The organism is Rickettsia endosymbiont of Pantilius tunicatus, from assembly GCF_964291875.1.
Lineage (GTDB): Bacteria > Pseudomonadota > Alphaproteobacteria > Rickettsiales > Rickettsiaceae > Rickettsia.
The window spans coordinates 1,676,509-1,690,987 of sequence record NZ_OZ198175.1 but is presented as its reverse complement, the minus strand read 5'-3'; the positions used below and the strand labels follow the sequence as shown (position 1 = coordinate 1,690,987).

The window sequence follows — 14,479 nt, the reverse complement described above, 5'->3', positions numbered from 1 at the left end:
CGGTATCTCAGGATACAGAATGTGATACAAGATACCACGATCAAGCTGCGATACGACACATGCTTTACGCAAACATATAAATAAAACACATTCACTCATGTCTCTGCAAGTTATTCAATTATTATACCTCGTAGCTGCTATTTGCTTTATTCTATCGCTCAAGTTTTTGTCATCACAAAAACAAGCACGTTTAGGCAGTACTATAGGTATTCTAGGAATGACAATAGCAGTCGGTGTTACTTTCTTTCTGCCTAATTTTGCCCATAAATTACCCATTATAGCTACTATATTAATTGGGGGTATAATAGGCGGGGTAATTGCTCTTAAAATTTCTATGACGGCAATGCCGCAATTAGTTGCAGGCTTTCACTCATTTGTTGGTCTTGCTGCGGTATTTGTAGCCTATGCTACTGTACTTGCTCCTGAAAATTTTGCTATAGGTATTGCAGGAAGCTTGCCTACTAGTTCTTTGATAGAGATATCATTAGGTGTGTCTATAGGTGCTTTAACTTTTAGTGGTTCGATTATTGCTTTTTTAAAGCTACAAGGCTTAATGAAAAGCAGCCCATTAAAATTTTATGGTCAGCAATATGTATGTTTACTGACAACGATATTATTAGTCGTATTAATAGTGTTATTTATTCGATCAGAAAATATATTTCTATTTAATCTGATAATATTACTATCCTTACTAATTGGGGTATTGCTTATAATACCGGTAGGTGGTGCTGATATGCCGGTAATAGTGTCGATGCTAAATTCCTATTCAGGTTTCGCAGCTGCTGGCATTGGTTTTACCCTTAGTAATAGCTTGTTGATTATTACTGGTGCATTGGTTGGTAGTAGCGGTGCTATACTTAGCTATATAATGTGTAAGGCAATGAATCGTTCCTTAATCAAAGTTATTTTTGGTGCATTTTTACCAGCTCCTAGTGGTACTAGTAAAAATATAGATGATGATAAGGTAGCAAAAGCAAGCTGTCCTGAAGATGCAGCAAATTTATTGCGTAATGCATTATCTGTTATAATTGTTCCAGGTTATGGTATGGCAGTAGCTCAGTCTCAGCATATTATAAAAGAAATGGTTGATATATTAGAAGGATTAGACATTAACGTACGTTTTGCTGTCCATCCGGTGGCAGGCAGAATGCCTGGACATATGAATGTGTTACTTGCTGAAGCTAATATTGATTATGAGAAAGTTTTAGAACTTGAAGAGATCAACAGAGATTTCGCTACTACCGATATAGTTTTAGTTATTGGAGCAAATGACGTAACTAATCCAGCTGCTAAAAATGATCCAGATAGCCCAATTTATGGTATGCCTGTTTTAGATGTCGAAAAAGCTCGCAGTGTTTTGTTCATTAAACGCTCTATGGCTTCAGGATATGCTGGTATAGAAAACGAGCTATTCTATCACGACAATACCTTTATGTTATTTGGTGATGCTAAAAAAGTAGTTGAAGAGATTGTCAAGTTTCTAAATGAAGATTGACTTAAATAACACCATTTGTTATAATCTTTTTTATTAAGCTAAAAAACAAATATCATGAATTCCCAAAAAATATTACCGCTACTTCCAAAAGCTACGGCTATGTGGTTAATTGAAAATACCTCATTAACTTTTAAGCAGATTGCTGATTTTTGTGGTATTCATGAACTTGAAATAAAAGGTATGGCAGATGGTGAAGTAGCACAATCTATTAAAGGACTTGATCCGATTGCAAATGGTCAGCTAACTCTGGAGGAAATTGATCGTTGTAGCAAAGACCCTAAAAATGTCTTACAAATTTCTCATAGCCCTGCTTATGAATTAATGAAGAATCAGAAGAAGCAGCGTGCTAAATATACACCAATTGCAAGACGCCAAGATAAACCTGATGCTATATATTGGTTACTACGCAATTATCCAGATATTCAAGATAATCAAGTAGTTAAGCTTATTGGTACTACTAAAAGTACTATCGACGCTATTAGAACCCGCAGCCATTGGAATATGAAATCTATTCACCCACGTGACCCTGTATTACTTGGACTTTGTAGTCAAGTAGAACTAAATAAGGTAGTAGCAGTGTTAGAATCCGCATCAAGCCACAACAAAGAAACTAAAAAATCTTAAGACAAAAAACATCATTGCGAGAAGAAACTGAAAGTTCGACTAATTTCAGGAATTCTACTTTATGAGATTGCCACGCTCATTTCATTCGCTCGCAATGACAACTCTCTATCCATACGAGAAATGCCATCACAGGACAACGAATGTCTTTTTCTAATCATCCACATCGGAAAATGCATCATTATCATTAAGCTCATCATCTAATTCTTGAGAAGATTGGTTAGTTTCGTCATTAGATTTAGTAGATGAAGCTTTGAAGTTACCTAAATCTTTACTGTTTAAGGTTTTAACTGATTTTAAAGTCTCAACAGGGATAATAACTATTATGTTTTTGTTTAATTCGTCAAAATAGTCTGTAGTTAAAGATTCTTTAAGCACTCCCGAATATTTATTGCTTTTGCTGCTTGCTATGAAATCCTCTAAAGATTTACTTTTATAATAATTTTCAGATGTAAAAATCATTGTTATAAAAAATACCACAGCTGAAATAGCAGCTCCTACTGCAAAACCGGCTAATAATCCTAAAAATCGATCAATAAAACCATTTCTCATAAATGAAATTATTGCTAGGAATTTATAGACTATAAAAATGCATAAGATTAAAGAAATAATATATGATATAACGCCGCTACTTATTACTCTTACAACTTCGTTATGTACATACTTGCCTATTATTTGCGAAATATACGGATACAAGAAATATGTCAACATTATTGAGGTAATAAAACCAAGTATTCTTGTCGAAAAGCCTATTATTCCTTGATATAACCCAAAAAACGAAAAAAGTGTGATGATAGAGAAAATAGTAATATCAAAAAATGTGATCATTATTGTTAACTTCTATTGAATAATTGAATTTAAATCTTATATACTTAATAAATAACTATTATAATACTAGTTTTATTATGAATGATAAGATCTTTTATAACCTATCCGGTAAAACACTAGTTTCAACACCTTATGTAATTACAAAAGGTATATACCATAAATCCTTGATTTATATGTTATCACATACAGAAGAAGGTGCAATAGGATTAATGTTTAATCGTTTAGTAAATCATATAGATTTAAAATCATTTTTTAAAATAAAAAATGATGAAATAGTAAATCCTGTTATGGTACCTATATATCTTGGTGGACCTGTAGAGCATGAAAAGGGATTCTTTTTGCATTCCACAGATTATAATAAAAACTTATTATTAGATTTTCATAATGATTTAGCAGTAAGCTCTAATTTAGAGATTTCAGAAGATATAGCTTTTGGTAAAGGACCTAAAAGCAGCTTATTAATTGTAGGTTATACTGGATGGAAAGCAGGGCAGCTTGAGAAAGAGCTAGAAGAAAATCTATGGCTAGTTATGGATTGTGATAAAGAATTTATTTTTTCTGACAATCCTGAGAATAAATGGCATAATGCATTAAAGCATTTAGGCATTGATGAAGTACATTTCTCTTCCCAAATAGGGAGTGCTTAAGTCGGCGTTATTGCGTAGATTAAAAAACTTTTTTGGTGTCATCCCATGGCGACATTGCCTGCGTGGATCGGAAAATATCCTATATGTCATTCCTGCTTTTAGCTAAGAATGACATCGGAGTCACACAACAATGCTTCCCGTGATTTATGAACTAGATCCAGTTAAAAATATGTTAGTATTTTTTATTATTTTCTGGATACCGTGGATGCTTTCCGATCTACGCAACAACGCCTGCTTGATCATGAAGTGACACAGTAGGTGACGTTTTCATCACCTGCAATACCTTAAACAAGCCACCCATTTCTTTCACAGATATCAACCTATCTACTTGTCGTTCTATTAGCTGTGCTTGCTGAGGGTTAAGTTTGTCTTGAATTGTTTGCTTGCGTAATAAAATCCCATTTTCTATTAAAAAATCACGTTGTGAAATTGTATCTATTACATTTATCTTGCTATTTTGAGCTACTGTTTTGAGCACATAAAAATCTACATGTGCTGATAAATCTGCTTCCCCTAAATTCTCAATTACTGGGCAATATTTATGATTTTTTATAGCTTGCAAGGTTGAGTTATATTGATGTCGAGTTCTAATATTCGGGTTTATATCATAACCGTAATCTATTATAAGACCGCTTCCGCCTAATTCTTTTATATGCTCGGACATAAATTTCATAATCTCTATAGAGTTATAGGACTCCTCAAGCACTGCTCCATCTTTTGCATCTAAATGGGTCTTCTGTAAATAGTCTTGTAATTGTTTACTAACAGCTATTTTATCATACTTGATTTTTCCATCTACCGGTTGCACAACAAATATTCTTTCATACCATAATTCTTTAACTTTAATATATTGCTTTATCGGCATAGCATCGAAAAACTCATTAGCTATTATTAGAGCAGGTTTTTTGGGAATATCTTCTATAGATGCGTACCAATTAATAGGTAAATCAAAGTTCTGTAGATTGGATTTTTGCTGAATAATCAAATTTTCATTGATATCAATTAAGTTGATAGATAAAGCATTATAAAATTCAGGAACTAATTTTGCTGTACGTAATAAGTCCCGCATTAATAACCCTCGCCCTGGACCAAGTTCAACTATATTAAGATTTTTAGGACTACCGATTCTTTGCCATTCTTTTATACACCATAAACCGATAATCTCACCAAATAGCTGCGAAACTTCAGGAGCGGTAATAAAGTCCCCTTCTTCTCCTAAAGATTTCGTTTGCTTATAATAAGAAGTAGGGCTCAAATGTAAAGCTTCTTGCATAAGACGATCACAAGTGATATAGCCACTTTGCTCAATTATTTCCCTTGTTTTGTGATCGATCGACATTCTGTTTTTATTATTAAATAACTACCTAAAAATAACAGCGGCATCGATAAAATCTGCCCCATAGTTAAACTATCAAAAATAAAACCGATTTGCACATCCGGCTCTCTAAATATCTCAATAGCTATTCGGAAAATAGAGTAGAATACCAAGAATAAACCGGAATTTAAACCTTGCTTCTTAATTGTATTACGCTTAAATACAGCATAAGCCAAAATACAAAATAACACTAATCCTTCAAAAAAAGCTTCGTATAACTGACTAGGATGGCGTGGCATTAAATCACTATCTGGGAAAATTATACCAATAGATGAATTTGTAACACGCCCATATAACTCACCATTAATAAAATTAGCAATTCTACCGAAAAATAAGCCAATCGGTACTACTGGAGCAATAATATCGGTAAGACTTAGGAAATTAAGTTTATGCCGTTTGCAAAATATATAAGCAGCAAGAATAACTCCTATAGCACCGCCGTGAAAGGACATTCCCCCCTCATATGTTTTTAAAATCTCTATTGGATTTGAAAAATATTTATAAGGATTATATAATAGAATATAGCCGAGCCTACCTCCGACTATTATCCCAATAATAGCGTAAGTAACAAACTCTTCTAAATTTTTCTTAGTGATTTGTGTAGGAAATTTTTCTATAATCTTATTTGCATAAAACCAGCCAAGTAAAATTCCAACTACATATGAAAGAGAGTACCAAGATACAGTCAGCGGTCCTATAGAGAAAATAATAGGATTAATATTTGGGAATGTCATAGTTAAAAAGTTATTTTGTACTTTTTAGTTAAATTTATTGATAAAAATAAAATTCTTAGTAAGAATGAAAATTTATTTATGATTATACATAATAATATGGTAGGTAAAATATGCAATATTTAATGGATTTATATCGCACATCGAGTACTGAAATAATAATGTTATTCGTTATGTTGGTATCTATTATACCTTTAGTATTTTTAATTAAAAAACTAATTTTTATTCCAGTAAAAAATTATTTAACAAGACATCATTATGAAGATTATGAAAGAGTGTTGAAGAAATATCCTATATTTCGTTATTTATTACACTCTTTATTAGGAATTTATTTCATATCTTGGGGAAATATCTTTCATCCTACTTCTTTTAAAGCACATATATTACTTGGAATTAAAGATACTATAGTCATATTATATGTCAGCTTATCTTTCACTTATGCTATTACTAACTTTTATAGATGCTGGTGCTGACCTTTATCATAATAGAATTAAAACTTTTGCTAAAAAGGCTCCTCTAAGAGCCTGTCTTGAAAAGATATAAGAAATAATTTATATTGTCAAAAAATAATAAAGTAGGAATATGTATCCCAGTGATATAGTGGAAGAAGAAAGGATACATTTAGCTCCATTTGTTGGTCCTTGCAAGATAGGACGGTCACGTAAACATAATATAAGAGATATAATTAATGGCATTCGTTACGTAATGAGGAGTAGTTGTCAGTGGCGATTATTACCTAAAGATTTTCCCCCATGGCAAACAGTATATGACTATTATTTACGTTGGCGTAAGAATGGTAGATGGCAAGAAATACATGATAGATTAGTCCAAAAAGTAAGGGAGAAAGAAAGTAAGAAATCCACTCCTACTGTAGGGATTATAGATAGTCAGTCTGTTAAGACTACCCAAAAAGGGGAGCTAGAGGATATGATGCAGGCAAGAAGATTAAGGGTAGGAAACGCCATATAGTTACAGATACACTTGGTTTAGTATTATCATGTGAAGTACATTCAGCAGGTATACAAGACAGAGATGGTACTAAAAATGTAATAATCAAGGCAAAAGCAAAATATCCTAGTATTATCAAATTTTTTGCAGATAGTGGTTATGCTGGAGCATCACAAATTTGGTGTTTTTTAACTGTAAGAGCATTACTGACAATTTCTCGTAAAATTGTTGATCAAGTGGGGTTTAAAGTGATTCCCAAGCGTTGGATAGTTGAACGTACTTTTGGCTGGCTCAATAATTTTCGTCGTATGAGTAAAGACTATGAGCATAACTATAAAACTTCTGAACATATTATTTATATCAATATGATTACACTTATGCTTAAAAAATTGACTAAACCTTAATTTCAAGACAGGCTCTCAGATAGGAGAACCGATCCACGCAAGCAAATTTGCCACGGGATGATATGGGGACCGATCTATACAGGCAATGCCCACACGAGATGAAATTTCACTAATAATACTCTTTACCAATCTCAATCTTTGGGCGACCGTTAGCTACTCGCCATTTATTAGTATCGCGTAATGATGGTGTGCAGCCACAAAATTCTTGCTTGTAAAAATGTTCTTCTTTAGCGATTTCATACATCCGGCTTGCTCCGCCGTCTTTACGCCAATTATACGTCCAGTAAGTTATACCCTCATAATGCGAGGCTGCTTTAACTCCTGATTCATTAATTTGGTTCATATCTTTCCATCTGGAAATACCAAGAGAGCTACTAATAACTTTAAAGCTGTTTTCGTGAGCGTATAAAGCCGTACGCTCGAAACGCATATCAAAGCACATAGAGCAGCGTTTGCCTCTTTCCGGCTCAAACTCTAAGCCTTTAGCACGTTTAAACCAGTTTTGCGGATCATAGTCAGCATCGATAAACTCAATATTATGCTTCTCGGCAAAACGTATATTTTCATTCTTACGCAATTCATATTCTTGCTTAGGATGAATATTAGGGTTATAAAAAAATAGCGTAAAATTAATACCGCTACTCATCATTTTTTCCATTAAAGGACCAACGCAAGGAGCACAACAAGTATGTAATAATACTTTCTCTTCACCGCCAGGTACTTCAAAAACTTCATTCATAATATTTTCAATAAATACTTTTTGACTTTAATTTCTCTATCTCTTCCTTTTGTAATCCAGTTGAGGTAATTATTAATTCAGTTTTTAAACCAGCCTTAATTAATTTTTTAGCTATAGTAATTTTCTCTTTTTTTCTTCCATCTTGTTCCCAGCGGTGTGCTAAACTTCCCATAATAATTACTCCTAATTCAGGATTTAAATGTGATTTAAGTATTTTTTCTAATTCTATTTTATCATCTTCTTTTATTTTAGTCAAAGTATACGATATAGCTGATTTTACATAATCAATCCAATATTGGAATCAGCAAACTCGGGTAAAATATCGGCTATTTGTTGCCATCTTGGTAATAAATCAGGCTCATTTATATATTTCATTAAAATTTGCAATGGAGCAAGCCAAGGACTTCCTTTTAATTTGTCATCAGAAATATCACGTAAGTTTATAAACTGATAATCACCACTCCAAGTTTCTTTTACCAACTCGCTATTTTCAAATAAATCCCACAAGTTTAAAGGAGCAGTATATTTTTTATGATCATTTGAATATACTAACGGATATATAAAAGGAAACTTTTTAGAATCGGGATGCGAAATTAAGTGTCTCTCAGCAATATTTAGCATATATTTGAACAAGCGAAAAGCCATAAAGTAATCTGAACTACTTTGGTGTTCTGCAAGCAAATATAGGTAACCCTCATTATCATTTATTTTAACAGAAAACAAAATATCGGTGATTGATTCTTTAAGGTTTGGCTCTATAAAGCTATCATTTTCTAACATTAAAGTAGTAGGCGAGAATAAAGCTTTTATAGAGGATGGCAAATGCATATTAAAAAATTCTCTCGCTACTATCGGATTTGATAAAGCTTTTTGGAAAAACTTATCAGGCATTAATATTATCTTGTAACTAATAGGAAAGCATTATACAAGATTTTCTATTATAAGTATATATAACAAATAAAAATTTTAGCTAATTTTTCAAGTTTATCGAGTATATTTAACTCACTAAATTTTTCTTATATGTCTCTTTATAGAACTTCAGAATTATAGAGGATACTAAAGCAAGTGCAATTAAATAATATGAGATTGCATAATTATCGCCGGTGATTTTCATTAATAGCATTGCTACCATTGGGGCAGTGCCACCAAATATAGCAGCAGCAAGATTATATGAAAGTGCAACACCGGTAAATCTTACGCTAGTTGGAAATATTTCTACTAACACTGTCGGTATAGGTCCCATATAAACAGCAATAATTCCAGCAAATAATATCTGTGAGATAATTGCCAAAGCAAAATTCATTGATCCAAGGCAAATAAAAATAGGATAAACTAATAGAATTAGTAAAATAATACCGCATATTAGCACAGGACGACGCCCTACTCTATCTGAAATATAAGCTGATATCGGAAATACAATCATCATGACAACTAATATTATGCTACTTACAATAACGCCTTGCTGATTAGTATATCCAAGAGTTTGCATAAAATTGCCGATAAAAACTGTTGAAGTATAAAAAGGAGCAGTTACCGTAATATAAAGCCCAAGGGCTATAATTAACTCTTTTGGATGTTTTGTTAAGGTTTCCCGCAAAGGAAAACGTGCCAGCCTGCCGCTCTCTTTAGCTTTTTTATAGATAGGGCTTTCTGATAGATTTTTCCTGATATATAAACCTACCGAACTAATAAATAATCCGGCAATAAATGGTATTCTCCAGCCCCATTCAAATAGCATATCGGCAGGCATAAAATAAGAAAACCCAGCAGCGGTTATAAGTCCAAGTAGCATGCCCCCGCACATACTAACGAATGAGGCGCTCCCAGCAAGTCCTCTTTGCTCAAGTGAGGCATGCTCGACTATATAAGAAATACAGCCGCTAAACTCACCGCCTAAGGAAAATCCTTGAATTAATCTTATAATAGTTAGAATAATAGGTGCAGCAATCCCAATAGTTTTATATCCAGGAAGTAACCCTATACCTGCGGTTGGTACTACCATAGTAATAATACCGACTACTAAAGCAATACGTCTACCGAACTTATCACCGATATTACCAAAAATGATACCTCCTAAAGGACGTACTATAAAACCTGCAGCGAATACTGCAAAAGTTAGAGTATCACGTATTTCAGAATCAGGAAAAAAATGCTGACCTATAATATAAGCAAATTGTGCATATAATGCATAATCATACCACTCTAAGGCATTACCTATCATGCCTGATATTACTACTTTTTTCATTTAAAACTATTATATTGATATTAACAGAATAATAAGGTGAATATTTTACATTCTCAAGTAAAAATATATCTTAGATGAGTTTTAAAAAAGATTAAATAATAATTATGCTTTGAAAATAATTAAAAATAATTTTCAAATATTAACTTGCATTAATAAATCTAATAATTATTATTTAGCTTTTATTTATTGGTTAATCTTAATGCAAAAATATATTATTTTATCAATATTAGCTTCTTGCTTATTAATGAGCTGTAATTCAATTAACAATAAAAATTTATACTGTAGTAATTAAGGTAAATCAATCTGATTATCTCAAGGCAAAGAAGTTTTAACATTATTTCCTTTAGAGAAATACGACCAAAATGTTTCTACTTGGTTAAATCCTGATGATCCTAATTATAATACTCCATTATTAGCGGCAGATACGCAGCAGAAATATTTTGAATTATTTTACGAGCACAACTGTGGTAAATTATCTCCGTGGGATCAAAATTTTGTTAATCTAGTTCTGCATAAACCTTCTCCGGAAGATATAGTATCTATACAAGAAGAAATAATTAGTAAATATAGCAATAGAGGTAAAAAATCAGAAAATAATATAGGTTATGCTGAAAATTATCGTCCTTATTCACCTGCTTGGGCTGATCAAATTACTTATAATATGAATATAGCTCAATTCGCTAATTTAGATTATAACCCTAATAATAGAGCTATAGCTATTGATAATTTACATGCTAGAGCATTGCCAACAAATGATGTGCATTTTTACAGTAATAAAATTGCCGGTCAGGGGTGTCCTTTCGATAATCTTCAAGAAACTGCTATTTGGGCAGGAACACCTTTATATGTAGTTGGAACTACTATGGATAAAAGTTGGTCTTTAGTAATAACATCTTCTTCATTTTTAACTTGGGTAGAAAGTAGGGGCATCGCTAAAGCATCAAACAAGTTTATAGATAGCTGGCGAAAAGTAGCTAAATTAAAGCTTGGTGCGATTACTCAAACAAATACAAATATTATAGATTTAAATGGAAGGTTTTTATTTACTGCTTATATAGGGTCGGTATTTCCTATAGTAAATAGTAAAGATACCTTAAATAAAAAATTAATGATACCAGTAGTGGAAAATAATCAAGCTATCATTAAACATGTATCAGTACCTAATGAAAATGTTAAAGCTATGCCTTTAGACTTTACTAGGCATAATAGGGCAAACCTTATGAGTAGTTTAATAGGTAGACCTTATGGTTGGGGAAATATGTATTTTTATAATATGTAGAAGTCAAGATTTGATCTTACAGACACTATAAAAATTATATCTGAATATCTGATAAATTATGACTGTCAGATGAGTATTCAAGATATAAGATTTCATTGTTCTTTTCAATAGCTAATTTCTTACTATCCTTAAAAGTTTGCATAGGCGTTTTACCATAACAATATTTTCCTGAATGTGGTCGCTCATTATTGAAATGCTCTAACCAAATATCAAGATCTAATTGTAAATCATCAAGATCAGTGTAGATCCTTTTCCGCATAGCTGTATCAAAGAATTCTTGTGTCATAGTTTTATTAAAACGTTCACACATACCATTTGTTTGAGGAGAATATGCTTTAGTAATAGTATGTTCTATACCTTCGATACTTAGAAATAATTCAAAAGCATGATGCTCTATATTTCCCTTATATTCTGACCCGCGATCTGTCAGAATACGAAGTATTGTATGCCTTGAGTTTCATACCATGGTAACACGCGGTCATTAAGCATATCAGCAGCAGTTAAAGCTGTTTTATCAGTATATAGTTTAGCATCAGCTACTCTGCTATAGCTATCAATAAATACCTGAGAATAAACCTTACCTATACCCTTAAAATTTCCTACATAATATGTATCTTGGCATCCTAGATAACCTGGATGCTGTGTCTCAATCTCGCCATGGGCTTCTTTTTCGCTACGTCGTTTCTCTAGTACTTGTAACTGAGATTCAGTAAGTACAATACCATCCTGAGCCATCCTTGCTTCTAATGCTTTAAGCCTTTTATTGATATTGTTTAAATCATTACGTAACCAAATTGATCTCACTCCTCCAGGTGATACAAGTATACCGCTCTTCTTAAGCTCATTTGATACTCTTAGCTGACCATATGCTGGATATTCTATTGCCATATCCATTACTGCCTTCTCTATCGCTGGATCAACTCTATTGGCTATTATTGGCTTTCTTCGACTAATTTCATACAACGCTTCTTCACCACCAGTTTCATACAGTTCTTTAAATCTGTAATAACTATCTCTGCTATAGCCCATCGCTTTACATGCTGATGATATGCTACCAAGACTCTTAGCGAGTTCTAGTAATCCTAATTTTGGCTTTATTATTTTTTGATTTAAGTTCATTTCTTATCTCCATTTAATAATTAATTTATTTTACTAAATGTAAGATAAAATCTCAACTATTGCATTTGCAGAATTAAAAAATCTTTTTACACCTTTTGGTATATGGTTACCTAGAAACTCAGGTGCTCAGGCAGAATTTATCAAGGAAAATTTTTATGCAGTTGATATGAGTGCTGCCTCTCCATTAGAAAGATTATCCTATTTAATGAAAAATGGAAAACCTTTTCTTACTATAATACATATTGAAGGACATGTATTTTTATATATAGGTAATTATCCCAACGTTCATAATAAAGAAAGTACCTTAATGGCTATGACCTATCAAAATATATGGGGATTGCATCCTAAAAACGAAAATACTCGTATTGTGATTGGAGGCAGCTTGTTTTTGCCATTATTACTGGAGTGTCCGGAAGCTCCTAAAGCTCAGTCGCTTGCTGATAAGAAACGTTTTGAAATATTATATTTAACTAATTAATTTATCTATGTTTTTCATTTCCTAGTTTCTTATCTAATTTGATGTTTAATTTAATTGGTGTTGTTATTATGCTCTTTTGAATATTTTGTTTTTTTTCTTGAGATAATAAATTTTCATTGTTATTGGATATTTTTGCTATAATTTGATTGATATTATTCTGCTCTAGTTTTATGGCTTTATCGTTATTTAAAATTAGCTCTCCAATTTTTTCACCAATTTTAGGGGCATATTTCACGGCAAAAATTGAAACAGGTAGAACTACAATGGAAAAAGCTGCCCCTGCTGTTGTAACGCTAATTGCTCCAACTAAAAGGGCACAAGCAGCACCGGCAATTTTACCGGTGGTTTGTTTAAAGAAATTACTTCTTCTTGTAAATTCTGAAGATATTTCTAATACTTTACTAAATTCTTGTTGTATATAAACGCTTATTTCGTTAGGGGTTTTGTACTTATTTATGCCATATTTTAAAGATGTACGGAATAATTTTGCGTGTGATTGTGCATAATTAATTATTTCATCAAAATTCTTTTCTTTTAAAAGAACTTTAAACACGTTTTTGATCTTTGCTTTTTCTTCGCTACTTATTTTTTCAACTCCAAAATATACTTCTACTAGATTTTCTGCTACAATATCCTGTGATTGTTCGGAAATATTTTGATTATTTTCATCTTCTGGAGTAATCATTATTACAAATAATTTTAAAGCTAGAGAAAAACTATCATCATTAATAACACACAACCTTAAGTAATTTTTAAGTCTTGAAATACATGTATTTATATATCTTTTAGCTTCAGGCTTTGAATTAAGTCTTATCGCATAATCTATAGCAAGCATATTTGCAAGAGTTGAGCAGGTAATTTCGGTAAGGTTATTAATAAAATTATTAATAATATCTTTTTTAAATAAAGTAGTGTCTATATTATTCATGTTGAAGATAATTCTCGTATATATAATATTAATTTGGCATAAATAAGATTAGGAGGATGAGCTACTGAAAGTTTGTAAATATTCTTAGGTGTTAATACTTCTTCATTTCGTACTCTTACAAATGATATGAGAGTGTTAGGCGGCATATAAGAATAAATCTCATGAAATATTTTTAGGAAAGTTATAAAATCCACAGCTGCATATTTTATATTTATACTGTAATTATTTACACGAATAGTTTCATTTTCGATTGCCGGAATATTATTTTTAAAAAAGACTGAATTTATTGATATATCTATAGGTTCTATTAAATTATATTTATCGCTTAAACCTTTTATTTTAGGAATCAATTCTTGATAATTTAAGCAGGTTGCTTTATTTGGTAAACTTAAATCAACATATTTCTTATAAGATTCTAAAATTTCTTCTTTAGAATTTTGCACGGAATAAAGCTTTAACACTTCTTCAGTTAAACTTTTTTGAGCTAATTGTTTATTAAAAATCGATTGTGCATATTCTTGCTGTAAACTTTTTATTATCCAAATAGTTAATGAAATAAAGAAAAAATATATAATAAATTGAAAGAATATAAGATTCTTTAAATACACGATATATTTTTGAAGCATTCTCTTTACCTTAAAT

At 31.8% G+C, this 14,479-nt stretch carries 16 protein-coding genes and 2 pseudogenes; 8 read left to right on the top strand and 10 right to left on the bottom strand.

Going from position 1 to position 14,479, the window contains the following annotated elements:
• Positions 1–97: 97 nt before the first annotated feature.
• Both ACICQC_RS09900 and ACICQC_RS09895 read left to right on the top strand, forming a co-directional pair.
• Complete coding sequence (locus tag ACICQC_RS09900; protein ID WP_395476885.1) at positions 98–1,495, top strand: NAD(P)(+) transhydrogenase (Re/Si-specific) subunit beta; 1,398 nt, start codon at positions 98–100, stop codon at positions 1,493–1,495.
• 54 nt (positions 1,496–1,549) lie between these two features.
• Positions 1,550–2,119, top strand: a complete 570-nt coding sequence (locus ACICQC_RS09895) for a cell cycle transcriptional regulator TrcR (RefSeq protein WP_395476884.1) — start codon at positions 1,550–1,552, stop codon at positions 2,117–2,119.
• Positions 2,120–2,269: 150 nt separating this feature from the next.
• Here ACICQC_RS09895 and ACICQC_RS09890 read toward each other — a convergent pair whose 3' ends face one another.
• Positions 2,270–2,944 (bottom strand): CvpA family protein, encoded by a 675-nt coding sequence (locus ACICQC_RS09890; RefSeq protein WP_395476883.1) that lies wholly within the window; start codon positions 2,942–2,944, stop codon positions 2,270–2,272.
• Positions 2,945–3,021: 77 nt separating this feature from the next.
• On the opposite strand from ACICQC_RS09890, the gene ACICQC_RS09885 reads away from it, so the two are divergent.
• On the top strand, positions 3,022–3,591 hold the full coding sequence (locus tag ACICQC_RS09885; RefSeq protein ID WP_395476882.1) for a YqgE/AlgH family protein: 570 nt from the start codon (positions 3,022–3,024) through the stop codon (positions 3,589–3,591).
• 217 nt (positions 3,592–3,808) lie between these two features.
• Here ACICQC_RS09885 and ACICQC_RS09880 read toward each other — a convergent pair whose 3' ends face one another.
• Positions 3,809–4,930, bottom strand: a complete 1,122-nt coding sequence (locus ACICQC_RS09880; protein ID WP_395476881.1) for a class I SAM-dependent methyltransferase — start codon at positions 4,928–4,930, stop codon at positions 3,809–3,811.
• Positions 4,900–5,700 (bottom strand): prolipoprotein diacylglyceryl transferase, encoded by an 801-nt coding sequence (gene lgt / locus ACICQC_RS09875; protein WP_395476880.1) that lies wholly within the window; start codon positions 5,698–5,700, stop codon positions 4,900–4,902. The genes ACICQC_RS09880 and lgt overlap by 31 nt, the downstream gene beginning before the upstream one ends.
• Positions 5,701–5,810: 110 nt before the next feature.
• Here lgt and ACICQC_RS09870 point away from each other — a divergent pair.
• The 3 genes and pseudogenes from ACICQC_RS09870 to ACICQC_RS09860 all read left to right on the top strand — a co-directional run.
• Positions 5,811–6,216 (top strand): annotated as a pseudogene (locus ACICQC_RS09870) (mechanosensitive ion channel family protein); the annotation flags it as partial.
• 63 nt (positions 6,217–6,279) lie between these two features.
• Entirely contained in the window at positions 6,280–6,666 is a 387-nt protein-coding gene (locus tag ACICQC_RS09865; protein ID WP_395476706.1) for a transposase, read from the top strand.
• Positions 6,642–7,049, top strand: coding sequence for a transposase (locus ACICQC_RS09860; RefSeq protein ID WP_395477656.1), 408 nt, complete (start codon positions 6,642–6,644; stop codon positions 7,047–7,049). Before ACICQC_RS09865 ends, ACICQC_RS09860 begins: the two co-directional genes overlap by 25 nt.
• 109 nt (positions 7,050–7,158) lie before the next feature.
• Here ACICQC_RS09860 and ACICQC_RS09855 read toward each other — a convergent pair whose 3' ends face one another.
• From ACICQC_RS09855 to ACICQC_RS09840, 4 genes are all read right to left on the bottom strand, one after another.
• A complete protein-coding gene (locus tag ACICQC_RS09855; RefSeq protein ID WP_395476879.1) occupies positions 7,159–7,788 on the bottom strand; it encodes an epoxyqueuosine reductase QueH in 630 nt (209 codons plus the stop codon).
• 7 nt (positions 7,789–7,795) lie between these two features.
• Positions 7,796–8,044, bottom strand: a complete 249-nt coding sequence (locus tag ACICQC_RS09850) for a transposase (protein ID WP_395476878.1) — start codon at positions 8,042–8,044, stop codon at positions 7,796–7,798.
• A gap of 20 nt (positions 8,045–8,064) precedes the next feature.
• A complete protein-coding gene (locus ACICQC_RS09845; protein WP_395476877.1) occupies positions 8,065–8,679 on the bottom strand; it encodes an Rpn family recombination-promoting nuclease/putative transposase in 615 nt (204 codons plus the stop codon).
• A gap of 106 nt (positions 8,680–8,785) precedes the next feature.
• Positions 8,786–10,033: a metabolite/H+ symporter gene (locus ACICQC_RS09840; RefSeq protein ID WP_395476876.1), complete on the bottom strand. Its 1,248-nt coding sequence runs from the start codon at positions 10,031–10,033 to the stop codon at positions 8,786–8,788.
• Between the two features lie 661 nt (positions 10,034–10,694).
• On the opposite strand from ACICQC_RS09840, the gene ACICQC_RS09835 reads away from it, so the two are divergent.
• Positions 10,695–11,312: an SH3 domain-containing protein gene (locus ACICQC_RS09835; protein ID WP_395476875.1), complete on the top strand. Its 618-nt coding sequence runs from the start codon at positions 10,695–10,697 to the stop codon at positions 11,310–11,312.
• Between the two features lie 34 nt (positions 11,313–11,346).
• Here ACICQC_RS09835 and ACICQC_RS09830 read toward each other — a convergent pair.
• Positions 11,347–12,431 (bottom strand): annotated as a pseudogene (locus ACICQC_RS09830) (IS481 family transposase).
• A 205-nt stretch (positions 12,432–12,636) separates the two neighbouring features.
• Here ACICQC_RS09830 and ACICQC_RS09825 point away from each other — a divergent pair.
• Positions 12,637–12,909 carry a hypothetical protein gene (locus ACICQC_RS09825; RefSeq protein ID WP_395476874.1) on the top strand — a complete coding sequence of 91 codons (273 nt, stop codon included), beginning with the start codon at positions 12,637–12,639 and terminating at the stop codon, positions 12,907–12,909.
• A 1-nt stretch (position 12,910) separates the two neighbouring features.
• On the opposite strand, the gene ACICQC_RS09820 is transcribed toward ACICQC_RS09825, so the two are convergent.
• Positions 12,911–13,837 (bottom strand): RP853 family protein, encoded by a 927-nt coding sequence (locus ACICQC_RS09820; RefSeq protein ID WP_395476873.1) that lies wholly within the window; start codon positions 13,835–13,837, stop codon positions 12,911–12,913.
• The gene (locus tag ACICQC_RS09815) at positions 13,834–14,463 is read right to left on the bottom strand and encodes a hypothetical protein (RefSeq protein ID WP_395476872.1); all 630 of its coding nucleotides are present in this window, start codon (positions 14,461–14,463) and stop codon (positions 13,834–13,836) included. The genes ACICQC_RS09820 and ACICQC_RS09815 overlap by 4 nt, the downstream gene beginning before the upstream one ends.
• Positions 14,464–14,479: the final 16 nt, after the last annotated feature.